Raw genomic sequence first — 24,205 nt, forward strand, 5'->3', positions numbered from 1 at the left:
GATGGCGCTGAACGACGATATCCGACTGCTGTCGCAATTGCCGCTATTTCACGGCATGGGCGATGAGCCGCTGCGGCTGATCGCCTTCGGCGCCGATCGCCGCCATGTGAACGAGGGCCAGACGCTTTTCCGGGAGAAATCGCCCGCCGAATGCGCCTATGTCATCACGCGCGGCAGTTTCGAACTCAGCACCGTCGACGCCAACGGCCAGAAGCAGGTGGAAGCAGTCGTCCAAGCCGGCACCATGCTCTCCGAACTGGCGATGGTGACGCTGGTGGAGCGGAAATATACGGCAGTTGCCGCGGAGGAAGCCGACGTGATCCGCATCACACGCGCCCTCTTCCACCGCCTGATCGAGGAATATCCCGATGCCGGCCTGCTGATCCAGAACCGCATCCGGGAAAATTTTGCCACCCTTGCCCGGCAAGCGGCCGCGCTTCTCGGCCGCTTTTCCTGAGACATTCAATCCAGCTTAGAGATCGAAATGCGCCGTGACGGGCACGTGGTCGGACGGGCGATCCCAGCCGCGCGCCGCCTTCAGGATTTCGATCCGCTGCAGATGTGGGCCGAGGTCGGATGACGACCAGATGTGGTCGAGGCGGCGGCCGCGGTCGGCAGCCTCCCAATCCTTGGCGCGATAGCTCCACCAGGTATAGAGCTTCTCGCTTTCCGGCACCCGCTGGCGCATCAGGTCGAGCCAGGCACCGCGCTTCATCACCTCGATAAGCCCGTCGGTCTCGACCGGCGTATGACTGACGATCTTCAGGAGCTGCTTGTGCGACCAGACGTCATGCTCCAGCGGCGCGATATTGAGATCGCCGACGAGGATGGCAGAGGTGTTCTGCTCGGCATTGGCATGCAGCTTCTTCATCTCTTCGATGAAATCGAGCTTGTGGCCGAACTTCGGGTTGATTTCCCGATCCGGCTCGTCGCCGCCGGCCGGAACATAGAAATTATGCAGGCGAATGCGCCGGCCGCCGCGTTCGAAGATCGCCGAGATGTGCCTGCTGTCGCCGACATTGCAATAATCCTGGCGATGATCCTCGGTCAGTGGGAAACGCGAAGCGATCGCCACGCCATGATAGCCCTTCTGGCCATGAATGATGATGTGCTCATAGCCAAGCGCCTTCAGCGGCGCATAGGGGAAAAGCTCGTTCGGAACCTTGGTTTCCTGCAGGCAGAGAATATCTGGCCGTGTCTGCATGACGAACTGCTCGACGATGGGCATGCGCAGCCGCACCGAGTTGATGTTCCAGGTCGCAATCGAAAATCCCATGCCCAAGCCTTTCCCTTACGGCAACTCCAGGAAAAGTGTGCAGCGGTTTTCCATCCGGAATTGCGTCAAACAGACAGCTGGAGCGGTTCAGCGACTCGGTGAAACGCTGAACCGCTCCAGTCAGGCTAAAGGCTTTAGACCGGCTGTTACGGAAAGGAAAGCGCCATTCGGCACTTACCTAAGGCTGAGAGGAAGACGGCGCTCAGCGCGTGTAGTCAATGCGGAAAACGCTGTCGTCGAAGGCAACGTTCGTCTTCACATTGTTGATGATGACGTCCGTCGTCTTGCCCTGCGGATCGATGACGGTCCATTGGCGCAGGTCGTAGGTCTTCGAATCGAAGATCATCGTGATGGTGGAATCGCCGAAGACCGTGCGGTTGCCGAGTGTGATCTTGGTCAGATCCGGCTGCGAATCGACATTGCGCACCATGTCGGCGGAAAGGTCGATCTTGTTGGCAAGCAGCAGGCTCAGCGGCGTCTTCGACAGCTGATACATGTTTCTGGTCTGCGTCTGGTCGTTGATGACCTGCACATTGTTGCCATCGCAGATCACGCGCATGCGTGACGGCAGATCGTAATTGAAGCGCATCTTGCCGGGCCGCTGGATGAAGAATGCGCCGCTCATCTGATCGCCGCGCGGCCCGATCTGCAGGAAGCCGCCCTTCATCGATTTGATGGACGAGAAATGATCGGCGATGGCCTGGGCGATATTGGGATTGAGAGTGGCTGCGGCCGCCTGCGTCTGTGTCTGCCCCTGGGCCTGCGCAAAGGCCGAAACCGGCAGAGCGCTTGCCACGCCGACCGCAACCATGGCGCCGAGAAGGCGCCGGCGGCTCAGGGAAAGTCGGCTGGACGGCTGCGCATCAAACTTTGTCATCGAATTCTCCTTCATGCTTCGTCCATGGCGCGCAAAATCGGCGTCTTCATGGCGCAACGGCCCAGGGCTGGTAAGGGGCTGCGATCAAATTTCCCTGAACATAGACGGGATATGCGACACAGAAAGGCGGACTGCCCTCAGCGATCGAGAATATCGGCTTCGGTCGGAACGAGAATTTCGCGTTTGCCGGCGTGGTTGGCCGGGCCGATCAGGCCTTCCTGCTCCATGCGCTCGATCAGCGAGGCGGCGCGATTGTAGCCGATGCCGAGACGACGCTGGATATAGGAGGTCGAGGCCTTGCCGTCGCGCAGAACGATCGCAACCGCTTGGTCGTAGGGATCTTCCGAATCGGAAAGATTGGACGTGCCCGCCGGACCGCGGCCGTCCTCATCGTCCTCGTCGTCATCGGCCGTGATCGCATCGAGATATTGCGGCGCGCCCTGCGTCTTCAGATAGGCGACGATATCCTCCACTTCGCCGTCGGAGACGAAGGGGCCGTGAACGCGCTGGATGCGGCCGCCGCCGGCCATATAGAGCATGTCGCCCATGCCGAGCAGCTGTTCCGCGCCCTGTTCGCCGAGAATGGTGCGGCTGTCGATCTTCGATGTCACCTGGAAAGAGATGCGGGTCGGGAAGTTTGCCTTGATCGTGCCGGTGATGACGTCGACCGACGGGCGCTGCGTCGCCATGATGACGTGGATGCCGGCGGCGCGCGCCATCTGCGCCAGACGCTGCACCGCGCCTTCGATATCCTTGCCGGCGACCATCATCAGGTCGGCCATTTCGTCGATGATGACGACGATATAGGGCATCGGTTTCAGATCGAATTCCTCGGTCTCGTAGATCGCCTCGCCGGTCTGGCGATCGAAGCCGGTCTGCACGGTCCGGCTGATGGCCTCACCCTTGGCAACGGCCTGCTCGACGCGCGTATTGAAACCATCGATGTTGCGCACGCCGATCTTCGACATCTTCTTGTAGCGCTCTTCCATCTCGCGGACGGTCCATTTGAGCGCGACGACAGCCTTCTTCGGATCGGTGACCACGGGCGACAGGAGATGCGGAATGCCGTCGTAAACGGAGAGTTCCAGCATCTTCGGATCGATCATGATCAGACGGCACTGCTCCGGCGTCATGCGATAGAGCAGCGACAGGATCATCGTATTGATGGCGACGGATTTACCCGAACCGGTGGTACCGGCGACGAGCAGATGCGGCATCTTGGCGAGATCGGCGATGACGGGCTCGCCCCCGATCGTCTTGCCAAGCGACATGGCAAGCTTCGCCTTGGAAGTCTCGAAATCGCGGCTGGCGACGAGCTCACGGAGATAGACCGTCTCGCGCGTCGAGTTCGGCAGCTCGATGCCGATGGCATTGCGGCCTGGAACGACGGCAACGCGGGCAGCGATCGCGCTCATCGAGCGGGCGATATCGTCGGCAAGGCCGATGACGCGGGAGGACTTGATGCCGGGCGCCGGCTCAAGCTCGTAAAGGGTGACGACCGGACCGGGGCGGACATGGATGATTTCGCCCTTGACGCCGAAATCCTCCAGTACGCCTTCGAGCATGCGGGCATTCTGCTCGAGCGCATCGGCCGAAAGCGTCGCATCGCGAGCAACGGCCTTCGGCTCGGCCAGCAGGTGGACGGCAGGAAGCTGGAAACCATAGGGGCGAATGAAGGAGGTCTGCGCCTCGCGCTCAGCCCGCGCGCCGGGCTTCGGGCGCGGCGCGGCGGGAGTAACGCGATGGCCGGCTACGGCTCCCTTCGCGGACGCGGGGGCTAGCGGCCAATCCTCGTCTTCGTCGTCAGGCAGGATATCGGCCGGGCGACGCGGATCGCGATCATAGAGCGCATCTTCGTCGTCATCCTCGTCATCGCCGAGGCTGATCGAGGGCGCGGACACGACACGGCGTGCGGCCGGGCCATCCATCGACGGATCGAGACGGTCGCCCCGGGCCATCGGTGCCTTGGCGCGCACCGGCTCGTTCAGCGTACCGAATTCGTCATCGTTGAAATCGTAAGGCGCATCGAAGGCATGGTCGCGGCGCTTGCGCGGACCCATGCCGAACAGCCGGCGCAGGCGGGCCTGCGTGTTGTACCAGGCATGCATGACGGCGCCGAAGGCCATGAAATTGCCGAGGAAGCTGCCGCGATCGTCATCTTCGTCCACATCACCCACCCGACGGGCACGGCTGCGGGTTTCCTCGTAGTCATCCTCGTCCTCTTCATCTTCCACAAGGTTTTCGCCGATGATGCCGGAGGCAAAGAGCATGAGCCAAATGGCCGGAACGGCAAGAACCGAGCCGATGACGATGGCAACGACGCCGCTCGGATAGGTGCCGATGAAGAGGGCGGGAAGACGCAAAAGAAGATCGCCGACGACACCGCCGATACCGTTGGGGATCGGCCAGGTCGGCGGTGCGGGGAAGCAGGCAATGGAGCCGCCTGCGACGATGCAGCCGCCGAACCAGGCGCCGAGGCGCGAGGGCACTCGGTGAAGCTTGCGGTTGGTGATCAGCGCCAAGGCCCATGCGGCGACGGGCAGCATCGCCAGAACCGAGGCAAGACCGAGCGACTGCATCATGATGTCGGCAAAGGCGGCGCCGGGAAAGCCGAGCAGGTTGGTCGGCGCATTGGCAGTTGCGTAGGAGTAGCTGGGGTCCATGACGTTCCAGGTCGCCAGCGCCACAGCGGCAAGCGCCAGCAGGAACAATATCGCAAAACCTGCCAGGCCTTTGACCTGACGCCAAACCACGCTCGATAGCGATAAACGGTCGGGGCGACCGCTCAACGCCGCCGAATTGCTTCTGCCCATGATATCCAGCCCCGTTCCTGTCCAAAGCGCAAACGAATCGGTCTATGCCCACTCGCCGGCAGGTTAGCCCTACCTAATCAGAGGAGAGTTAATGGCGTGTTAACCATGCACGCCAACCCAAAGGATTGCCGGCTTTTGCAACTGAATATCATTGCACAAACGAAAAGGGCCCGAACCAAGGTCCGGGCCAAGGGCGTCCTATTTCGATGAAATAGAACGCGACGGGATGTTGAGCGAAACCGGAGGCTTTGCCCCGGTTTCGCAAGCTTCGATCAGGAATTGTGGTAGGCGGCTTCGCCGTGCGAGGCGAGGTCGAGACCTTCGCGCTCGGCTTCCGGAGCAACACGCAGACCGATGATGACGTCGACGACCTTATAGAGGATCGCCGAGCCGATGCCGCACCACAGGATTGTCGTGACGACGGCGGTCAGCTGAACGACGACCTGGCTGCCCATGGTGACGCCATCGGCATAGCCGACGCCACCGAGCGAGGCGCTGGCGAAGATGCCGGTTGCGATGGCGCCGAAGATGCCGCCGATGCAGTGTACGCCGAAGACGTCAGCCGTATCGTCGTAGCCGAACTTGTTCTTCACGACCGAGACGAAGAAGTAGCAGAGCGGCGAGACGATCAATCCCATGACGATCGCGCCCATCGGACCGGCGATACCGGCTGCAGGCGTGATGGCGACGAGACCGGCAACCATGCCCGAAGCACCGCCGAGCATGGAGGCCTTGCCGCGGGTGAAGGTTTCAACGAGCGACCAGGAGATGATGGCGGCAGCCGTTGCGACGAAGGTGTTGACGGTTGCGAGCATCGCGCCACCGGAAGCTTCGAGGTTCGAGCCGGCGTTGAAGCCGAACCAGCCGACCCAGAGCATCGAAGCGCCGACCATGGTCAGCGTCATGGAGTGCGGAGCCATCATGTCCTTGCCGAAGCCGACGCGCTTGCCGACGAGAATGGCGCCGACGAAGCCTGCAATACCGGCATTGATGTGAACGACGGTGCCGCCTGCGAAGTCGAGCGCGCCCATCTTGAACAGCATGCCGTTCGAATCCCAGACCATGTGAGCGATCGGGAAGTAGACGAAGGTCGCCCACAGCGCGCAGAAGAGCACGGCTGCGCCGAACTTGATGCGCTCTGCGAAGGCGCCGATGATCAGAGCCGGCGTGATGGCGGCAAAGGTCATCTGGAACAGCATGAAGATGAATTCAGGAATGACGACGCCCTTGGAGAAGGTTGCAGCCGTCGTCGAGGTCGAGACGCCCGAAAGGAACATCTTGGCCGTGCCACCCCAATAAGGGCTGGTGCCGCCGCCGAAGGCGAAGGAATAGCCGTAGAGAACCCAAAGGATCATCACGACCGCGCCGATCATCGTGCACTGCATCAGCACCGAGAGCATGTTCTTCGAACGGACGAGACCGCCATAGAACAGCGCCAGACCCGGCACGAGCATGAAGAGCACGAGAATGGTGGAGATGAACATGAAGGCGGTATCGCCCTTGTCCGGAACCGGAGCAGCGGCAGCTGGTGCTGCTGTCTGCGCGAAGGCAATCGCCGGCGCAAGCAAGGCCGCAGAAAGCGCGCCCACCCGTGTCAAGGCGGAGGAAAGCTTGGAAAATGACATGCAAATAACTCCCTGATCCGCCGTGTCTTACAGCGCTTCTGAATCGGTTTCGCCCGTACGGATGCGCACGGCATGGTCAATGGAATAGACAAAGATCTTGCCATCGCCGATCTGGCCGGTCTTGGCGGCCGACGCGATGGCCTCGACGGCCTTGTCGACGGTTTCGGATGCGACCGCGACCTCGATCTTCAGCTTCGGCAGAAAGCTGACGGCATATTCGGTGCCGCGATAGATCTCGGTGTGCCCCTTCTGGCGCCCGTAGCCCTTCACTTCGGTCACAGTCAGGCCCTGGATGCCGACAGCCGTGAGGGCCTCACGGACCTCATCGAGCTTGAACGGCTTGATAATGGCCATCACAATTTTCATCTGATTTCCCATCCTTTGTTTACCCTCGGCACGGAGCCGACTCTCCTTGCCGCCGACGAGTGTTTCTGCAGCGACTGGGCATACACATTCAAAGGACGTGCCAGATTCGTGACACATTTATAACGTATTGAAATAAAACAGATTTATTGCACAGACCCAATAAAGCGGCATTTCTCGTCGCGAGAGCCGCACAAATAAAGTGCAAATTTACAAGTTTGCCGCTTATTTAATCATTTGCCTTTTTACGAATCAGGCCTTCCTGCGCAACGGACGCAATCAGGACACCGGATCGCGTAAACAGGCTGCCGCGGGTAAAACCGCGCGCGCCGGAAGCGCTGGGGCTCTCCTGACTATAAAGCAGCCAGTCGTCGAGCTTGAACGGACGATGGAACCACATGGCGTGGTCAAGGCTTGCCACCTGAATGGTCGGGTCCAGAACCGATGTGCCATGCGCATTCAGAGAAACATCGAGCAGCGTCATGTCGGAGAGATAGGCAAGCACGGCATTCTGATAGAGCCGGTCATCCGGCACCGGCCCAGTCAGGCGAACCCAGATATTCTGCCGCTGGCTTGGCTGCGAGCGCGAGAAATAGCTCTCGATCGATACCGGCCTGATTTCGACGGCACGCTTGCGCTCCCAGTACCGGCGCACATTCTCGGGCGCATGGGCGAGGTAGCGCTGCTTCACCTGCTCCTCGTCCATCAAGTCCTCCGGCATCGGCACGTCGGGCATATCAACCTGATGGTCGAAACCGGGCTCATCGACCTGAAAGGAAGCCGTCAGCGCAAAGATCGCCTTGCCGTGCTGGACCGCAAGCACCCGCCGCGTATTGAAGCTCGAACCATCGCGCAGCCGGTCGACCTGATAGAGGATCGGCACCGAGGGGTCGCCCGGCAGCATGAAATAGGCATGCAGCGAATGCGCGAAGCGATCGCCATCCACAGTCCTCTGCGCCGCCATCAGTGCCTGGCCGATGACCTGGCCGCCGAAAACGCGTTGCCAGCCGACCTGTGGGCTGTTGCCGCGAAACAGGTTCATTTCGATCGTCTCGAGATCGAGCGTCGCCAGCACGGTTTCCATCGGGGTGAGCTTCTCGGTCTCTCGCGACATTTTGCTTGAACTCCAATGGTAGGAACCACGAACAGGATGCTCTATATAGAGCAGGACGTGACAGTAAGACACAGGGAAGCGCTATGTTGGACATGCTGGTAGTGGGTGGCGGATATGTGGGTCTTGCTGCAGCGGTCGCAGTCAAGCAGGCCGCGCCCCATCTCGACGTCATGATCGTGGAGGCTGCTCCCGAAACCGCGTGGAAGAAGGACATGCGGGCATCGGCGATCATCGCGGCCGCCTCGAAGATGCTTGAAGTCCTCGGTGTCTGGAACGAGATCGCGCCGGAAGCAGAGCCGATCACCCGCATGATCGTCACCGATTCGCGCACCGGCGATCCCGTTCGCCCCGTCTTCCTCACCTTTGACGGCGAAGTGACTGAAGGCCAGCCCTTCGCCCATATGGTACCGAACCTCACCATGGTCGGGGCGCTGCGCGGTGCCTGCGAACGCCTCGGCATCACCATCAGGCATGGGCTCAGCGCCACCGGTTTCGTTACCGACGACAACAAAACCACCCTCACCCTCTCGGACGGCAGCACGCTGGAAACGCGGCTTCTCGTCGCCTGCGACGGCGTGCGCTCCAAGCTGCGCGACATGGCCGGCATCAAGACCGTCAACTGGGATTACGGCCAGTCCGGCATCGTCGTGACAGTCGAGCATGAGCGGCCGCATGGCGGCTGCGCCGAGGAGCATTTCCTGCCCTCCGGCCCCTTCGCCATCCTGCCCCTGAAGAACAACCGTTCCTCGCTCGTCTGGACGGAGCGCACCTCCGACGCCGAACGGCTGGTTGCTTCCGACGACCTCCTTTTCGAAGAGGAACTGGAGCGCCGTTTCGGCCACAAGCTCGGGGCGCTCACCACCATCGGCGAGCGCCGCGCCTTCCCGCTCGGCCTGACGATCGCCCGCGACTTCGTCGCCCCGCGCTTTGCGCTGGCCGGCGATGCCGCCCACGGCATTCACCCGATTTCCGGCCAGGGGCTCAATCTTGGCTTCAAGGACGTGGCAGCACTGGCCGAAACCATCGTCGAAGCCGACCGCCTCGGCCTCGATATCGGCTCGATCAATACGCTCGAGCGCTACCAGACCTGGCGCCGCTTCGACACCTTCCGCATGGGGGTGACGACCGACGTGCTGAACCGGCTCTTCTCCAACGACAACACGCCGCTGCGCATCGCCCGCGACTTCGGGCTAGGGATCGTCGACCGTCTGCCAAGCCTCAAATCCTTCTTCATCGGCCAGGCTGCCGGCACCATCGCAAAGCACAATCCGCGGCTGCTTGCTGGCGAGGCGATTTGAACGAGCGGGACCAGAAGGAAGTCTCGCGCGCGAGGCAAACCTATCATGACCCTACTCTGGTCATGGCGCCTTAGATAAGCGGCCTCCAGACAGAAGCCCCTATTCGAGGTTCCGCATCTCACCATCCATCCAGCCGCAGAATTGCCGGACCGCTCGCGATTCCGAGCGGCGCTGGTAGAGATAGGTTCCGGTCTCCACCGGCTCATATTCGGGCAAAGTCACCAAGGCGCCCGATTTCATTTCCCTGCCCGTGAGAATCGTCGGGGCAAGCACCATACCGAGGCCGGCAACACAGGCATGAAGTGCAGCGTCGTCCGTATCGAACGCGTGGGCAAGGGAAAGGTCCGCCAGCGCAACATCGAACGTCTCGCACCAAAGCTGCCAGTCCCAGTTACCCACGCTGCACTGAAGAGCCGGTATATTGGCAATGGCAATCTCATGGCGGCTGCCATCTTTTGTCAGCAGGCTCGGAGAGATAACCGGGCGGCGCAGATCGCGTGCAAGGAACTCCCACCCCTCGGCCGCCTCTCCTATCCGAAAATGACGGATGCTGACGTCGGAGTCGGGAACGACAGGAAAACCGCGCGCGGAGCTCGTTTCCACCCGAACGCGCACCTGCGGGCAGAGCGCGCGAAAACGATCCAGTGACGGGATGAGCCAGCGCAGCGCCAGCGATGTCGTTGCATGGACGCTGATTTCGTTTTCGTCGCGGTAAAGGGCATCGGCCGAGCGCTCGATGAGCCCGATCGCCGGCGCCACCTCCTGATAAAAGCGCCGCCCGACGTCTGTGAGCGAAACGGTGTTATTGCCGCGATGGAAGAAATTCACCCCAAGCTCGTCCTCGAGCTTTTTGAGCTGGTGGCTGACCGCACCAGAGGTCACGCCGAGCTCAGCACCGGCCGCAGTCAGGCTTCCGGTGCGCGCCACGATCGAGAAAACCCTGATGGCGTTGAGAGAAACACGATGCCTTCTCTGCATGAATTTTCCTCAAGCTCCCTTCAAATTCCTCGTTTGAGCAGCGGGCAAAATTCAAGCACAAGCAAATACGAAAAGCGCTTCAACGCATGCTAAATGCTCGACCAGGCTCTTTCAAGCACCCGAGCCATAGCATGAGTAGCGGCCAAGACAGCATTAATTTTATTCCTCGCTCCCGTGGAAGCGCCGCCTTTTCTTCATTCCGCTAGAAACGAAAAACTGCTCCCGCCCAAAAGGTCCTTGATGCCTCCCCTTAGACATCGCTGTCGCAGCCCGATCGCCCTTCCCGCACCGATTGCCTGGATGCCATTCCGCTCGCCCACAGTTCGTGCCGTTGCCGCCCTGTCCCTGACCCAGCTCATCGGCTGGGGCGCGACCTTCTACCTGCCGGCGGTAACCGGGCCTGCCATGGCCGGTGAGCTGGGCATGGCTTTGCCCATGGTCATGGCAGGGCCGACGGTCATGCTTGTCGTCATGGCCGTGGTGTCCTGGCCGCTGAGCGCTGTCTTCGAGCGCCATGGCGCCTGGCCTATGATGGTTTTGGGATCATTCCTCGGCGCAGCAGGCCTGCTGGTCATGGGCCTCGCCAATGGTCCGGCGTCCTACATCCTGTCATGGACCATTCTCGGCCTTGCCGGTGCCGGCATGCTGACAACGCCTGCGCAGATCGCGCTCAGCGAGGTCGCCGGCGAAAAAACGCGGCGAGCGCTCGGCGTGCTGATCCTGGCCGGTGGGCTGACATCGACTATCGTCTGGCCATTGACGGAGCTGCTGCAGGCGCGATGGGGCTGGCGCATGACGACGCTCGTTTTTGCTGCCCTCATGCTGCTTGTCTGCCTGCCGCTGCATTGGACGACACTTGCACGCCAGCCCAGGGAAAAATCCGCTGCCAAGGCGACAGCAGAGCCTGCTGCCATCGACAAGCCGAGTTTCACCCTTCTGGCCGCGAGCTTTGCCGCCAATGGCTTCATAACCTGGGGATTTGCCCTGACGATCATCATCCTCTTCGAGGCCGCAGGTCTCGATCATGCCAGTGCACTGGCGGCGGCCGCTTTCATCGGCATTGCGCGATGGGCGGGGCGCATGGTCGATTTTCTCGGCGGCCGGCGCTGGTCGGGTTTTGCAACCGGTCTTGCCGGCTCCGCCTTGTTTCCTGTGAGCTTCGCGGTTCTTCTATTGAGCAACAGCTTTGCCGGCGCCATGCTCTTCGCGACGCTTTACGGCATTGCCAGCGGCATCACTGCCGTCACCCGCGCCACGCTGCCGCTGCAGATTTTCCCCACCGGCGCCTATGCCCGCGCGTCGGCGCAGCTGGCGGTGCCGCTCAATCTCTCCTATGCCGCCGCGCCACCCTTATTTACCGCCGTGATGACCTACGCCGGCCCCCATGCTGCTCTGTGGTTGGCCCTGGCGATCTCGATCTTCGCATATTGCGCACTTCTCGGGCTTTTGCTGCGGCATCGCCGAATAAATCACGCATCGCAAAGGAGTTGAGCCAGCCTCAATCCTCGATGCGGCGCGCTTCCGAGATCAGCATGATCGGAATGCCGTCGCGGATCGGATAGGCAAGACGCGCCTTTTCCGAGATCAGCTCGTTCTTTTCCCGATCATAGCTCAGCCGTCCCTTGGTCAGCGGGCAGACGAGCAGATCGAGCAGTTTCGGATCGACTTTGCTGACCGTGACATCCATGGGAAGCTCCTATTGCAGCAGCGAATCGGTGTCGCCGGAGCCGGCAAGCACGATCTTGACGATGGCGATAAAGGTTTCAGCACGGGTCTTGAGGTCCGGGGCTTCCAGAAGCGCCTGTTTCTCGGCCGGCTCGAACGGCGCCATGATCGACAGCGAATTGACCAGCATCATATTGTCGGCGCGCTCGACGCTTTCCCAATCCGCCTCCAGCTTGTTGGCCTCCAGATAGGCCCGGAAAGCCGAAAGCAGCGCCGGACGATCGACCGTACCTTCCTCATGATGGGATTTCAGGTCGGAGATGAAGGGCGTGATGCGAAAGGTGCGATAGGGCTGATGGGCAGTGATTTCATCCATCAGCCGGAAACGGCATATGCCCGTCAGCGCGGCGATGTAGCGCCCGTCGCCGGTTTCAGCAATGGACGTGATGCGCCCAAGGCAGCCGACATGCGCAAGGTTAGGGGTTTCAACCGGTTCGGAAAGAGCGGGCTGCACGATGCCGACCAGCCTGTTGCCGGCGATCGCCGCATCAAACATGGCAAGATAGCGCGGCTCGAAGACATTGAGCGGCAGCTGCGCACCGGGCAGCAGCAGTGCGCCGGATAAGGGAAAGACAACCACCGATTCGGGCAGGTCGCCCGGCTTCAGATATCTGGCATTGCCGACTTGCATCTCTTCCATCCCGCTAGAACACCGCGCTGCCGCCCGCGGTGGGCCGCACAGGAACGACACACTCGCGGCCGCTCCCCATCCTGCGCCGCGTCACCGACAATGTGAGCCCGTCTGCCGAAAACACAAGAGTATTTTAGCCGGGGTGCCGATACGCCGCGTTCTTGGCCGCTTTCATCTAAACAAACGATCATGCGAAATGTTTCGCACGATCGCCATCTGTATCAGGAAAACAGGCCCTTTACGAAAACAGGATGGAGGAAAGCTTGCGCCGTGCCGCGATCGTGGCGGGGTCCTTGGCCCCCCACACCTCGAAGAATTCCAGCAGCTGGCGGCGCGCGCCGTCATCGTCATAGCTGCGGTCCTTGCGCATGATGGTCAGAAGGTGATCGGCCGCCTCTTCCCGCTTGCCTTCGACATTGCGGATCTTGGCAAGCTTGATGCGCTGTTCGTGATTGTCGGGATTGGATGCCAGCTCGTGTTCGATCGCCACGGGATCGCCGAGCTTGCGGGCCTCGTCGATCTGATCGAGCTTCTTCACCACGGCCTGAATGCCGGCATCGTTGGCAAGCGTCTCAGGCAGGTCGGCAAGCGCTTCGCGAGCGCGCTGGCTCTGGCCGGCGGCGATCATGCATTCCGCCATGCCGGCAAGCGCCTTGGCATTTTCGGGATCTGCCTGCAGCACCGCGCCGAAGAGCTCGGCCGCGCCATTGACGTCGCCGCCGGCAAGCAATCCGCTCGCCTCTTCCAGAACGGCGGCAATCTCGGCTGCCTGATCGTCGGCGCCGCCTGCTGGACCACCGAGTCGATCGATGAACTGACGGACCTGGCTCTCTGGAACTGCACCCATGAATCCGTCGGCCGGGCGACCGTCGACGAAGGCGATGACGGCCGGGATCGACTGGATGCCGAGCTGGCCGGCGATCGACGGATGATCGTCGATATTCATCTTGACCAGCTTTACGCGGCCCTGGGCCTCGGTGACGACCTTTTCGAGTACCGGTGTCAGCTGCTTGCACGGGCCGCACCAGGGCGCCCAGAAATCGACCAGCACAGGCTGGTTGCGCGATTCTTCGATAACGTCCTTGGCGAAGGTCGCCGTCGTCGTATCCTTGATCGGCGAAGCACCTGATGCCGCAGGCGCGGCGCCAAAGGATGCCGTGGCCGACATCTGACCGCCGAAGGAAGCGTTATAGGGATTGTTCGAACCGCTCATGAGTGTCTCCCGCCTGCCGGCATCCTTGATTTTGTGAGAAGCATGATCTCCAGACGAGACGATAGGGTTCGCCTGACAGCACGCTCCATGAAATGGCCAAAGCGACCGGACGATCCGAAGACAACGCCGGCCGCTATAATCTTAGCGCTAAAATCGTACGTTAGCTCGTCACTTTCAAGACTAGCGGCGTATGACCGGTCGCCTCCATGAAACGTACGAGATCGCCGCTGGCAATCGACGTTGTCGCATCGTTCGACAGAGGATGGCAATTGACGATATCATGCGCCATCAGCTCGGCATCGAGCACGAAGGTAACATTCTTGCCCGCATCGTTGATCGCGCCGAATGCAGTGACCGAACCGGGAATGACGCCGAGATACTCCATCAGCTTTTCCGGCTTGCCGAAGGACACCTTGCTTGCCGCGCCGATCAGCGTGTGCACGGTCTTCAGATCGACCGTCGCATTTTCCTCGACGGTCAGCAGGAAGAAATTGTCTTTCTTGTCCTTCACGAACAGGTTCTTCGTATGGCCGCCCGGAATCTCGTCGCGCAGCGACACCGATTCGGCAACGGTGAAGACCGGGGCGTGATCCTTGGTCGTGTGGCTGATGCCGAGCCCGTCCAGGAATCGGAAAAGATCGTCGCGGTTTTTCGGGCTGGTCTCGGTCATGGCATCTCGCAATCAAAAATGGTCCGCCCCTGATACGTCGCCCACATTTTCATTGCAATCTTTGAGACGACAAAGCCCGGCGTTTCCGGGTTTTCCGGCGGCTCTTCAAAAGAACATGCAATTTTTCTTCGCGAACTCGTCATTTCCCTGTTGCATTTGAAAAATGGTTAGGCCATATAGCGCCCGTCGCCGCAAGACGACGCCCAGCGGTCCAACACACTACCCCGGATCGCGACGGGAATGAGCGGGTGTAGCTCAGGGGTAGAGCACAACCTTGCCAAGGTTGGGGTCGAGGGTTCGAATCCCTTCGCCCGCTCCAGTTTCCTTAAGGAAAACGGTACCTTAGCCCATTTGTCGAGCGAAGACTCCTTAGTATTTTTCCACGAGATACCACCGAGATACCACCATTCCGTTTGGGTCGCCGAGGATTTCTGCGACGGGCACAAGAATGGTTGACGATCTGCTGAAGTCAGTTTGAACTGCCTTGCGCTTGAGTTCGTCTTCAATGTGAGGCTTTCCAACGACCTCACCCGACGGGATGCGAGCGGCTTTCCGTTGCTCAACCATATCAATCAGGGCAAGTTCGCGGCTGGAATGGTAAGAAGTTTCTAGAATAGAAACCTCCCACGATTGACGATCGAAAGCCCGTAAGCGTCGCGTGAATCTGGCGAGACTTGACGCTGAACCGTCTTATCCCAAGCACGACGCGGCTAACGCGCGTTTAAGCGATCTATGGCAATTCGCTGCGAGTCAGAATACTATTCTTGCAAAAGGAACCCTACCCTCATGGCCCGTGGCGAACTGATGAAAAAATTGTTGGCAAGCTATGGCCGGGACGAAGAGTTCCGCGCCGTCGCCGAACAAATCATCAGTGAAGAGGAAAAAAAGAACAACGTCGTTTTGGCGCGGTCTTTGCGCAAGACTCTTGAAAACCCATCAAAGCCCACCCGGCCAAAGGCGCTTGCTCCGCTCATCCCGTTTCCGGAAGCGGCAGGCGATTTCATAGAACGCGTCGAGCCAGTCCACTCTCGACAAGACATTGTCCTCAGTCACGATAATGTTCGCGTATTCGCCGGTCTATTGATGGAATTTCGTAGTGGAGAGCAAATTCGGCGCCGAGGGTTGTCTGTCCGTTCCAAGCTTCTCTTTTGTGGGCCGCCTGGTTGCGGTAAGACGCTTTGCGCCGAAATTTTCGCCTCCGAAGTGGGACTACCACTATACATCGTCAAACTAGACAGGCTGATTTCGTCCTATCTTGGCGAAACGGCTGCGAATATCCGCAAGCTATTCGAGTTCTCGCGTAAACAACCATGTGTGCTGTTCTTCGACGAATTCGACGCCTTGGCGAGGGCGCGCGATGATGCGGGGGAGCACAATGAATTGCGCCGCGTCGTCAACAGCCTGCTGATCTTTATCGACCGCATCAAGCCAGCCGGCTTCCTGATCGCGGCGACGAATCTCGACCGCTCTCTCGATCCGGCCGTTTGGCGGCGATTTGAAGAGGTTGTCTGGTTCGATCGGCCGGACGATAAGATGATCCGGCAGTATCTGGGAAGAAAATTTAAGAATGTGATCTTGGGCTTCGATCCAAGTGAGCATATCACCAGCCTGGCGGGCTTCTCTTTCGCCGACATAGAACGCGTCTGTGTTCAGGCAATAAAGGCCGCTATCGTAAAAAGACAGAAAGACGTCCGCGCGGACGATTTTGAACAAGCCTTGGCGGATGAACGCCGACGCAGGCGCGATTACTCGCGCCTGGAAAATCGATCATAAAAGGGATCAATGGCACAGTATGAGCACCTGCAGCTCGTACGGCTGCCTGAGAGGCTAGAGCGGCGCAAAACGGGCGGCGGTGGCGAAGCACCGAAACGGGAACCCGGAGCACATGCTAGGAAGCTGACCAAAGATCTCGACGCAGCTGTCGAGACGCAGGTTCGCCGACGCAGACCCGATGCCGTCGACCCTACACTTATTTTACGCGTTCAGATGACCGGCCCACTTTTGGAGGAGGACTGGAACAAAGCAGGCCTGACACTGCTTTCCAGCGACGAAGATCGTACGCTCGTCCTGTTTGCCGATTCCGATCAGCTAACCGATTTTCGACGGCGAATCGACTCATATGCGAAAGGCACACCCGCTGGCCAGAAGAACCCTTCCTATAACGCATTCATCAGCGGCATCGAAGCGATAGGCTCTGTCGAACCAAAGGATCGTATTGGCGTTAGGGCGCGAGGTGACGGTTTCGTTTCTTCAGACGACTTTATCAGTGGCGTCTCTTATGTGGTCGATATTGAGCTATGGGATATTGGCCGGCGCGACTATCGCGAACGCACGCTCGAGGATCTCTCCACATTCGTGGAGGCGAACGGCGGGCAGGAACTGGACCGATACATCGGCCCAGCAATTACGATGGTCCGCTTCGAATGCGACGGTAGTGTCGTAAGAAATCTTCTAAGTGTCGAGTCCGTTGCCGAATTGGATTTTCGGCCGGCCGTCGATACTGATACACACGATTTGGTCAAGTTGACGCTCGCTGACCTGCCTGCTGCAACCGATATCCATGATGATGCACCCCTTATTGGCGTTATCGATAGTGGCCTGAACACCCATCCGCTCATTGAGGACATTATCGTTGGGGCAATTGGCGTGCCGGATACACTGGGAACGAGCGACGAATGGGGTCATGGCACTAAGGTGGCGGGAGTGGCTGTGTTTGGCGATCTGCGCCAGCAGCTTGGTGCTGGAACACTTGCCCGGGGCGCCCGCCTGTGTTCGGCCCGGGTACTCGATGATAACGGTGAGTTTCCAAACAAGCGCCTGACGGCCGGTCAGATGCGCGAAGCCATTACACGGCTCCACGAGACCTACGGATGTCGGATTTTTGTAATCGCGTTGGGAGATAAGAAGAAAATTTACGACGGCGGGAAGGTGGGTGTTTGGGCAGCGACGCTAGACGAACTCGTGCGTGAACTAGACATTGTCATCGTTGTGTCGTCGGGCAACCGCCCGCCTCGAAAGGGGCTTCGGATTGAAGAAGCCATTACAGATTATCCGCAATACCTTACGGAAAGCGACAATCGGCTCTGCGAGCCGGCAGGGGCAATGAATGTCTTGACAGTCGGCGCCCTGACACACGATCACGGGATTCCGGCGAAACTTGGTGATGACATCAAGGTGCAAGCGATCACACAGGCACTTCAGCCATCGCCATTTACCCGCGTAGGTCCAGGCTTACGCGGGGGCATCAAGCCGGATCTGGTTGATATCGGGGGCACCCTTATTTTCGACGGCGGTGTCGCGCGGCTGCGGGGCGGCGAGGAAGTGCCTGCAGCCGGCGTGCTTAGCCTGTATCATCGCTTTATCGATCAGCTTTTCACGACCGCCTCGGGGACCTCTTATTCAGCGCCTCTGGTCGCGTTCAAAGCCAGTCAAATACTTGCGCGCTTTCCGGGTGCATCGGCCAACCTCATCAGGACGCTCTTGGCAGCCAGCGCTTCCATTCCCGAGGCCAGTGCAGCAAAGCTCGCCCTTCTTGGCGATCGGGCAGTGCGCAATATTTGCGGCAATGGCCAAGTGGATCTTGAGAAAGCGGTTTTTTCCGACGATTCGCGAGTTGTTTTCTACGCAGAAGATGAGTTGGCCATTGATCACTTCGCAGTGTATCAGATCCCTATCCCCGACGTATTCCAGGAGACCAAAGGCCGCCGGCACATTCGCATTTCACTGGCCTATGATCCACCGGTCAAACACAGTCGCCTAGACTACGCCGGCGTTACCATAGGTTTTAGATTGATCCGGGGGTGCGACGCAGATTTCGTCTTCGACCACTTCAAGAAGCGTGACATCGATGACGGCAAGTTCCCGGAAATGCCCGGGAAATATAATTGCAAGCTGACACCTAGTTCCACGCTCCGCGAAAAATCCTCGCTTCAGACCGCAACGGTAACCTTCGACAGAGCCATTACGGGCTACGGCGACACCTATTATTTGGTCGTGCGTTGTGCCGGCGGCTGGGCCGGGGAAGTGGGGCACCAAGCGTTTGCGGTGACCGTCGAACTGGCTCATGAGGCGGAAGTACAGTTGTATGAGCGACTGCTGCAACGCATCAGAGTCAAGCTGTAATCATCGATGCATTATTTTCGAATAGTGGCTTATCTGTAATTTCCAGAATTGTGTTCGCTTGCCGCGTTTATCGGCTTCGACGAACATACGGCAATTATCCCACCCCTTATTCAGCACGTGCAGAACAATTCAAACGTTTCGCAAGAGCAACCAAGCGGAAGACAGCACGCTTCGGATTCGACTCAAGCCAAATCGCTGAAACCTGATTGAAGCTGGTAGGCCCAGCGATCGGTCGCCACACCGTGCGATCAACGCGCAAAATCTTTGCAAGACTCTCGCTGACCAGGGTGATGCCCTGCACGAAATCGAACACGCTTTCGGGCTTGCGCCCCTCCTCGGCCAAGACGGTCTCGATGATCTTCGCCGTCTCCGTCTTCGAGAAGCCGCGCTTGCGCAGGAAGTCGCTGCGGTCCTCGTCGGAGCGGGCCACGATCTTCTCGCGCGCCGCCTTGATGCTGTTGACGAAAGGCAGCGGCGAGGAGTTGGCGAAGCGGGTGAGCGCCGGCGCCGCCTCGTGGGCGAAGCGCGAGGCGGCGTATTTCGAGTGGCGGATAGTGATCTCCTCGAAATCCTCGACGCCCCAGAGATTGCGATTCTGGCAGACCGCGCGGAGATAAAAGCTCGCCATGCCGAGTGTCTTCGCGCCGACCTCAGAATTCCAGCAATAGAACCCACGGAAATAGAGGTCGGGCGAGCCATCGGGCAGCCGGCCAGCCTCGATCGGGTTAAAGTCGTCGACTAGAAACAAAAAGACGTCCCGGTCGGATGCGTAGAGCGTTGTCGTGTCCCGGGTGATGTCAACGCGGGGATTGTAGACGCCCGTCGACCAGTCGAGCACGCCCGGCACCTTCCAGCGTGTGTCTCCGGTGCCGTTGCCGGCGATGCGCTGCACGGCCGCGACGAGCTCATGGTCAAAGATACGCCCGTAGTCGGGGCCAGTGACAGCGCGCAGCCCGATGCGGCCATCATCGGTTTCGAGCGTCTTGATCTGCTCGGCCCGATGCATGGTCAGACCGTATTGCAGATTGATGCCAGCCAGCGCAGCCGTGAGCTGGCGCAGATAGGCGGCGGGGGCACCGACCTGGCTGGCGAGCTGGCCGAAACTCCAGTGCGTTGGCACGACAGGCATATCCAAACCCGGCAGGATGAGAGACAGCCGCTCCGGATCGGTGCGGCTCGCCTCGACATGGATGAGCGAGGCTTCCACTACGCGCGTCCGGCTGTGCTCCGACCGGCTGCGCACAAAGTCCCCCAGCTCCGATAGAGAGAGGTACCGCTCGTCATCGGGACGCGAGAACCATTCCGAGGAAACGCGGCCGATCCGCTCGCCGCGGTGGACATCCACCTTATATCCGCCGCTCATGTCACGAAAAGCATCGAGAACCTGCATAGTCATGGGACCAAACTCCATGACGGGCGCCGAGAGCTTCTCCCTCGACACTCAACCCGTCGCGGATCTCCGATCCACACTCTCACTCTGCGGGCGTTGCGGGGTTTTTCCCGCTGGAAGGGGTCAGTCAGGACGCAGGGCTCGGCCGTAGGGGAAGTCCTTCGTTGTTCAGTTTCACAACACTTTGACCCAGATTTGCATTTGGGGCCGATCCAATCAGTGGCTGAGGCTGGAAACCCGTTGACGAATTTGCGGTATCAGTGTCCAGGCAGGGTCGCGATGAAATGCAAAGTTGGGGGTGCGGACGAAAACTTGGACCACCCGGAGGTAGTGCATGTATTCCTACGCAGACAGACTTCGCGCAGTGGAGCTTTATCTCAAGCTCGGCAAGCGGGTTAAGGCGACTATCCGGCAGTTGGGTTATCCGACCAAGAACGCCCTGAAGAGTTGGTACCGTGAGTACGAGCAGCATCTCGACGTGCGGGTTCGCAGCGTGGCTCGAGCGCCGAAATATTCTGAGGCTGAGAAGCAGGCGGCGCTTGAGCATTACCGCACCCACGATCGCTGTATCTCTGCGACGATGAGGGCATTGGGTTATCCCGGTCGTGGAACGTTAACTGCTTGGGTTCGAGAGGCGTTTCCGGAGACGAGTACTTCCATGGTCGGTCGATCCTGGCGTCCCAGGTATCCCGAGGCGTTGAAGCAGGTCGGCGTCATCGGGCTTTGCAGTGGAGAGGAAAGTGCCCAACGGGTAGCCGACCGGCTGGGCGTATGCAGACCGACGTTGTACAACTGGAGAAATCAGCTACTCGGTCATGAGGCTCCCTCATCCATGAAACGCCGCAACACCGCCCCGCCGGTGCCCGAACGCGAGGAACTCGAGCGACAGCTTGAAGCCCTCCAACGCGATGTCCGCCAGTTGCAGCTCGAGCATGATTTATTGAAGAAGGCCAATGAACTCCTAAAAAAAGCCCTGGGCGTCGATCTGCAGCTCCTGAGTAATAGGGAGAAGACACAGCTGGTTGACGCCCTCAAGGATATCTATGGCTTGCCAGAACTGCTTGCCCAGCTGGGGCTTGCGCGAAGCACCTACTTCTACCACCGCGCCCGTGTGAGCTTGGCAGACAAGTATGCCACCATCCGTCGCAGCATCACGGAGATCTTTGAAACCAGCCATCGCTGTTACGGCTATCGCAGACTGCAGGCGTCGCTGACCAGGCAGAGCGTGACGATCTCGGAAAAGGTTGTGCAGCGATTGATGAAACAGGAGCGTTTGATCGTTGCCAGACCACGGCGACGGCGTTTTGGCTCGTACTTGGGAGAAATCAGTCCTGCGCCTGAGAACCTGATCAACCGCGACTTCCATGCAAAAGCACCGAACGAGAAATGGCTCACGGACATCACGGAGTTCCAGATCCCAGCCGGCAAGGTGTATCTTTCGCCCATTATAGATTGCTTCGATGGAATGGTGATCAGTTGGTCGATTGGAACGCAACCAGATGCGGGGCTAGTCAATACAATGCTGGACGCCGCCATCGAGACGGTGACCGACGGCGAGGAAAGAACAATCATCCATACAGATCGTGGCGCCCATTATCGCTGGCCTGGCTGGCTTACTCGGATCAACGCTTCGAAGCTGGTTCGTTCTATGTCCCGCAAGGGCTGCTCACAAGATAACGCCGCGTGCGAAGGCTTCTTCGGCCGGTCGAAAACTGAACTCTTCTACCCGCGAGATTGGAAGGACATCACAATCGAACGGTTCGTCAGGGAGGTTGATGCCTACATCCGATGGTACAACGAAAAGCGGATCAAGATCTCCCTTGGCTCTCTCAGCCCCATCGAATATCGAAAAAGTCTCGGCCTTAACGTATAAATCAGTCCAACTTTTTATCCGCACCCCCGTTGGCTGAAATCTCAACACACATGAACAAACCGCCAAACCACACCGAAAACCGCCGGGTCGGTGGCTTGCCGGAGGTCGCCTGCACATCTCAGCAGTATGCGCGCTCGCGAAGCCACAATTCCATCGTCCCAGCAAGCTCGTTGGCAGACATCAAAGATGTATGTAAATGGATATCTGGATGCTCAGGCGGCTCGTAAATAGACCCAATTCCGGTGAAATTGGCGATCTCGCCACGAAGAGCCTTCGCGTAAAGGCCTTTCGGATCACGCCTTTGACATTCTTCAAGAGGGGTATCCACGAACACCTCAACGAACTCCCCGGCGTCCAACAGTTCCCGCGCCATCTTCCGGTCGGCACGAAAGGGCGAAATGAGACAGACAATGACGATCAGACCAGCGTCGATCATCAAGCCCCCGACCTCAGCTACTCTCCGGATGTTTTCAATTCGATCTAAGTCGCTAAAGCCTAGGTCTCGATTCAAACCAAGCCGGATGTTGTCGCCGTCAATTAGATACGTTAGGCGCCCCGCCGCATGAAGTCTTGCTTCAAGGATATTGCCTATGGTCGATTTGCCCGCTCCGGAAAGGCCAGTCAGCCAAATCACGACAGGTCTTTGGTTTGTGAGCGCCGCGCGCTGCTCCTTCGCAACCGACAGAGAGTGCTTAAGGATATTTTTTGAGGGCTGGAGGGGAGAGAGCTTCATGCCAGCACCAATTGCCACGTTAGTGATTCACATAAACAGACTAATGCAGGCCAACCTATGATCATGAAGGTCGATTCCTCAACAAGGTTGAAAGCTCGTATAAAGACAGCAGAAGCTAATAGGCTCTACCTGAGCACGAATCGCTTTATGAGTTCTTCTCGAAGTTCAAACAGTGTGCCGGATTGATAGAAATGCCCTCCCTTCATCGGCACAAAGTCACACTGGCCATCGGTAACCTTGCGCCAATCTTGGATATCCGAACGTTGGAGGATTTCATCACTGTCCCCTGAGCAAACGATAATGGGACATGATAGTTTCAGAATCTCTCGTGGAACATAATCGTCTATTAACCCAATATCGGAAGTAAATACTGTTTTGAGCATGGACATGAAGTCAGTGCTTTCGGAAAGTTCTGACGGAATGCCACCGAGCGAAATAAGGTGATCTGTCAAGCTCCCTTTAAGCGCTGCTCGCACCGAACCGGGCGCACCGCATCCAGAAACCAGGAGATGGGCCACCGAATGTCCAGACTGCTCCAAGAGGTGGGCAACTTCGGTGGCGATGAGGGATCCCATGCTGTGGCCGGCAAGATAAATCGGCCCACGACGCCACTTTAAAATTGAGTCGGCAATAGCGGCAGCGCATTCAGTAAGCGAATTGGCAAAGGGCTCCGCAAAACGATAGCCCCGGCCGGGAAGTTCTGCACAGTAAAACGAAAATTGAGACCCTTTCGCTGGCCATGCGCGAAAGTAAGAGGCGCCTCCTCCGGCAAATGGGAAGAGAATTATAGTAGCTTGGCGCTCGATCCCCGCATCCAGCTCGATGAGCCACCTATCTATTCTTCGCATTTTTCTCTTAGATTCTTGCGGCCTTTTCCTTCTCGATTGAGACGCCCGCATTTCCGGTCAAGACACCCGATAGCCTTGGGATAATGACGAACCGAACAAAAACAAATGCAAGAGTCGCCGCCCACAGACACCACCACAAAGTCTCTATTCCAGCAATGTGGCTTTGCACAAAGACCTGAAGAGAGTCCAACTGTGCGGGGTCATTACCGACAGTTCCCGGCATTGCAATAATTGGCAATTCTTGGCTGGCATCCATTTCAAAATCCTCATTTACATACCGTGGTGTATACGACATTGCCTCATGAAGGTGTTGCTAAATCGGCCCAACTCATTCCAGTATGCTTGACAATCTCGCTTCTTATTCCGGGTTAAATAACTCGTTGCATCCTAACCGGTTATGAAGGGCCATCGCCGCCAAAGGCGGAAAGAGGCAAGCACTGATTGCGTCCGCAAGGAACAGGATATGGTCGTCAAATTTTTCAACCGTATGTATCGATACTTGCCACCATCGGTGATAGAGCTAGCAGTTGTACAAACAGACTTCAAGCATGCAACTTCAATCATGAAGAGCACGCCATCAGAAAGCGGAGCGAACGTACAACGTGGCACGACTCCAAAACCCGAATTCTGTTTTTGTTATGAAATGCCGCTATTTA

The 24,205-nt window shown here is 58.7% G+C and carries 20 protein-coding genes, 1 tRNA gene and 1 pseudogene; 7 read left to right on the plus strand and 15 right to left on the minus strand.

Features of this window, described 5'->3' with window-relative positions; all coding sequences use genetic code 11:
- Position 1: 1 nt before the first annotated feature.
- On the plus strand, positions 2-457 hold the full coding sequence (locus ABOK31_RS15005) for a cyclic nucleotide-binding domain-containing protein (protein ID WP_174178176.1): 456 nt from the start codon (positions 2-4) through the stop codon (positions 455-457).
- 15 nt (positions 458-472) lie between these two features.
- Here the strand turns inward: ABOK31_RS15005 and ABOK31_RS15010 are convergent, their stop codons facing one another.
- From ABOK31_RS15010 to tesB, 6 genes are all read right to left on the minus strand, one after another.
- Complete coding sequence (locus ABOK31_RS15010) at positions 473-1,276, minus strand: exodeoxyribonuclease III (protein WP_174178178.1); 804 nt, start codon at positions 1,274-1,276, stop codon at positions 473-475.
- A 202-nt stretch (positions 1,277-1,478) separates the two neighbouring features.
- Positions 1,479-2,153: an outer membrane lipoprotein carrier protein LolA gene (locus tag ABOK31_RS15015; protein ID WP_349956525.1), complete on the minus strand. Its 675-nt coding sequence runs from the start codon at positions 2,151-2,153 to the stop codon at positions 1,479-1,481.
- Positions 2,154-2,290: 137 nt separating this feature from the next.
- Positions 2,291-4,966, minus strand: coding sequence for a DNA translocase FtsK (locus tag ABOK31_RS15020; protein ID WP_349956526.1), 2,676 nt, complete (start codon positions 4,964-4,966; stop codon positions 2,291-2,293).
- 272 nt (positions 4,967-5,238) lie between these two features.
- Complete coding sequence (locus tag ABOK31_RS15025) at positions 5,239-6,591, minus strand: ammonium transporter (protein WP_174178184.1); 1,353 nt, start codon at positions 6,589-6,591, stop codon at positions 5,239-5,241.
- 27 nt (positions 6,592-6,618) lie between these two features.
- Complete coding sequence (locus ABOK31_RS15030) at positions 6,619-6,969, minus strand: P-II family nitrogen regulator (protein WP_015341499.1); 351 nt, start codon at positions 6,967-6,969, stop codon at positions 6,619-6,621.
- Positions 6,970-7,183: 214 nt separating this feature from the next.
- Entirely contained in the window at positions 7,184-8,068 is an 885-nt protein-coding gene (gene tesB / locus ABOK31_RS15035; protein WP_349956527.1) for an acyl-CoA thioesterase II, read from the minus strand.
- An 83-nt stretch (positions 8,069-8,151) separates the two neighbouring features.
- Here tesB and ABOK31_RS15040 point away from each other — a divergent pair, with 83 nt between their 5' ends.
- The gene (locus ABOK31_RS15040) at positions 8,152-9,366 is read left to right on the plus strand and encodes a ubiquinone biosynthesis hydroxylase (protein ID WP_349956528.1); all 1,215 of its coding nucleotides are present in this window, start codon (positions 8,152-8,154) and stop codon (positions 9,364-9,366) included.
- Positions 9,367-9,465: 99 nt separating this feature from the next.
- On the opposite strand, the gene ABOK31_RS15045 is transcribed toward ABOK31_RS15040, so the two are convergent.
- The gene (locus tag ABOK31_RS15045; RefSeq protein ID WP_349956529.1) at positions 9,466-10,344 is read right to left on the minus strand and encodes a LysR family transcriptional regulator; all 879 of its coding nucleotides are present in this window, start codon (positions 10,342-10,344) and stop codon (positions 9,466-9,468) included.
- 240 nt (positions 10,345-10,584) lie between these two features.
- On the opposite strand from ABOK31_RS15045, the gene ABOK31_RS15050 reads away from it, so the two are divergent.
- On the plus strand, positions 10,585-11,835 hold the full coding sequence (locus tag ABOK31_RS15050) for an MFS transporter (protein WP_349956530.1): 1,251 nt from the start codon (positions 10,585-10,587) through the stop codon (positions 11,833-11,835).
- 7 nt (positions 11,836-11,842) lie between these two features.
- On the opposite strand, the gene ABOK31_RS15055 is transcribed toward ABOK31_RS15050, so the two are convergent.
- From ABOK31_RS15055 to ABOK31_RS15070, 4 genes are all read right to left on the minus strand, one after another.
- Entirely contained in the window at positions 11,843-12,031 is a 189-nt protein-coding gene (locus ABOK31_RS15055; RefSeq protein ID WP_037154712.1) for a Trm112 family protein, read from the minus strand.
- Positions 12,032-12,040: 9 nt separating this feature from the next.
- On the minus strand, positions 12,041-12,700 hold the full coding sequence (locus tag ABOK31_RS15060) for an LON peptidase substrate-binding domain-containing protein (protein ID WP_174178191.1): 660 nt from the start codon (positions 12,698-12,700) through the stop codon (positions 12,041-12,043).
- A gap of 238 nt (positions 12,701-12,938) precedes the next feature.
- A complete protein-coding gene (gene trxA, locus ABOK31_RS15065) occupies positions 12,939-13,913 on the minus strand; it encodes a thioredoxin (protein WP_349956531.1) in 975 nt (324 codons plus the stop codon).
- A 160-nt stretch (positions 13,914-14,073) separates the two neighbouring features.
- On the minus strand, positions 14,074-14,583 hold the full coding sequence (locus tag ABOK31_RS15070) for a prolyl-tRNA synthetase associated domain-containing protein (RefSeq protein ID WP_174178195.1): 510 nt from the start codon (positions 14,581-14,583) through the stop codon (positions 14,074-14,076).
- Between the two features lie 244 nt (positions 14,584-14,827).
- On the opposite strand from ABOK31_RS15070, the gene ABOK31_RS15075 reads away from it, so the two are divergent.
- From ABOK31_RS15075 to ABOK31_RS15085, 3 genes are all read left to right on the plus strand, one after another.
- Positions 14,828-14,902 (plus strand) — tRNA-Gly (locus ABOK31_RS15075).
- Between the two features lie 467 nt (positions 14,903-15,369).
- Positions 15,370-16,356, plus strand: coding sequence for an ATP-binding protein (locus ABOK31_RS15080; RefSeq protein ID WP_349956532.1), 987 nt, complete (start codon positions 15,370-15,372; stop codon positions 16,354-16,356).
- A 9-nt stretch (positions 16,357-16,365) separates the two neighbouring features.
- Positions 16,366-18,705, plus strand: coding sequence for a S8 family peptidase (locus tag ABOK31_RS15085; RefSeq protein ID WP_349956533.1), 2,340 nt, complete (start codon positions 16,366-16,368; stop codon positions 18,703-18,705).
- A 106-nt stretch (positions 18,706-18,811) separates the two neighbouring features.
- On the opposite strand, the gene ABOK31_RS15090 is transcribed toward ABOK31_RS15085, so the two are convergent.
- A complete protein-coding gene (locus ABOK31_RS15090) occupies positions 18,812-20,101 on the minus strand; it encodes a DUF932 domain-containing protein (RefSeq protein WP_349956534.1) in 1,290 nt (429 codons plus the stop codon).
- 328 nt (positions 20,102-20,429) lie between these two features.
- On the opposite strand from ABOK31_RS15090, the gene ABOK31_RS15095 reads away from it, so the two are divergent.
- Entirely contained in the window at positions 20,430-21,968 is a 1,539-nt protein-coding gene (locus tag ABOK31_RS15095) for an IS3 family transposase (protein WP_349956535.1), read from the plus strand.
- A gap of 118 nt (positions 21,969-22,086) precedes the next feature.
- On the opposite strand, the pseudogene cysC reads toward ABOK31_RS15095, so the two are convergent.
- The 3 genes and pseudogenes from cysC to ABOK31_RS15110 form a co-directional block, all read right to left on the minus strand.
- A pseudogene (gene cysC / locus ABOK31_RS15100) lies at positions 22,087-22,728 on the minus strand (adenylyl-sulfate kinase); the annotation flags it as partial.
- A 98-nt stretch (positions 22,729-22,826) separates the two neighbouring features.
- Positions 22,827-23,549 (minus strand): alpha/beta fold hydrolase, encoded by a 723-nt coding sequence (locus ABOK31_RS15105; protein WP_349956536.1) that lies wholly within the window; start codon positions 23,547-23,549, stop codon positions 22,827-22,829.
- Positions 23,550-23,556: 7 nt separating this feature from the next.
- Positions 23,557-23,805 carry a hypothetical protein gene (locus tag ABOK31_RS15110; RefSeq protein ID WP_349956537.1) on the minus strand — a complete coding sequence of 83 codons (249 nt, stop codon included), beginning with the start codon at positions 23,803-23,805 and terminating at the stop codon, positions 23,557-23,559.
- Positions 23,806-24,205: the final 400 nt, after the last annotated feature.

The sequence above is a fragment of the Rhizobium sp. ZPR4 genome (genome assembly GCF_040215725.1).
GTDB classification, from domain to species: domain Bacteria; phylum Pseudomonadota; class Alphaproteobacteria; order Rhizobiales; family Rhizobiaceae; genus Rhizobium; species Rhizobium rhizogenes_D.

Bases quoted from the DNA above. Each gene is read 5' to 3' on its own strand.
- ABOK31_RS15005 (WP_174178176.1), top strand. From the start codon at position 2: ATGGCGCTGAACGACGATATCCGACTGCTGTCGCAATTGCCGCTATTT.
- ABOK31_RS15010 (WP_174178178.1), bottom strand. From the start codon at position 1,276: ATGGGATTTTCGATTGCGACCTGGAACATCAACTCGGTGCGGCTGCGC.
- ABOK31_RS15015 (WP_349956525.1), bottom strand. From the start codon at position 2,153: ATGACAAAGTTTGATGCGCAGCCGTCCAGCCGACTTTCCCTGAGCCGC.
- ABOK31_RS15020 (WP_349956526.1), bottom strand. From the start codon at position 4,966: ATGGGCAGAAGCAATTCGGCGGCGTTGAGCGGTCGCCCCGACCGTTTA.
- ABOK31_RS15025 (WP_174178184.1), bottom strand. From the start codon at position 6,591: ATGTCATTTTCCAAGCTTTCCTCCGCCTTGACACGGGTGGGCGCGCTT.
- ABOK31_RS15030 (WP_015341499.1), bottom strand. From the start codon at position 6,969: ATGGGAAATCAGATGAAAATTGTGATGGCCATTATCAAGCCGTTCAAG.
- tesB (WP_349956527.1), bottom strand. From the start codon at position 8,068: ATGTCGCGAGAGACCGAGAAGCTCACCCCGATGGAAACCGTGCTGGCG.
- ABOK31_RS15040 (WP_349956528.1), top strand. From the start codon at position 8,152: ATGTTGGACATGCTGGTAGTGGGTGGCGGATATGTGGGTCTTGCTGCA.
- ABOK31_RS15045 (WP_349956529.1), bottom strand. From the start codon at position 10,344: ATGCAGAGAAGGCATCGTGTTTCTCTCAACGCCATCAGGGTTTTCTCG.
- ABOK31_RS15050 (WP_349956530.1), top strand. From the start codon at position 10,585: ATGCCTCCCCTTAGACATCGCTGTCGCAGCCCGATCGCCCTTCCCGCA.
- ABOK31_RS15055 (WP_037154712.1), bottom strand. From the start codon at position 12,031: ATGGATGTCACGGTCAGCAAAGTCGATCCGAAACTGCTCGATCTGCTC.
- ABOK31_RS15060 (WP_174178191.1), bottom strand. From the start codon at position 12,700: ATGCAAGTCGGCAATGCCAGATATCTGAAGCCGGGCGACCTGCCCGAA.
- trxA (WP_349956531.1), bottom strand. From the start codon at position 13,913: ATGAGCGGTTCGAACAATCCCTATAACGCTTCCTTCGGCGGTCAGATG.
- ABOK31_RS15070 (WP_174178195.1), bottom strand. From the start codon at position 14,583: ATGACCGAGACCAGCCCGAAAAACCGCGACGATCTTTTCCGATTCCTG.
- ABOK31_RS15080 (WP_349956532.1), top strand. From the start codon at position 15,370: ATGGCCCGTGGCGAACTGATGAAAAAATTGTTGGCAAGCTATGGCCGG.
- ABOK31_RS15085 (WP_349956533.1), top strand. From the start codon at position 16,366: ATGGCACAGTATGAGCACCTGCAGCTCGTACGGCTGCCTGAGAGGCTA.
- ABOK31_RS15090 (WP_349956534.1), bottom strand. From the start codon at position 20,101: ATGACTATGCAGGTTCTCGATGCTTTTCGTGACATGAGCGGCGGATAT.
- ABOK31_RS15095 (WP_349956535.1), top strand. From the start codon at position 20,430: ATGTATTCCTACGCAGACAGACTTCGCGCAGTGGAGCTTTATCTCAAG.
- ABOK31_RS15105 (WP_349956536.1), bottom strand. From the start codon at position 23,549: ATGCGAAGAATAGATAGGTGGCTCATCGAGCTGGATGCGGGGATCGAG.
- ABOK31_RS15110 (WP_349956537.1), bottom strand. From the start codon at position 23,805: ATGGATGCCAGCCAAGAATTGCCAATTATTGCAATGCCGGGAACTGTC.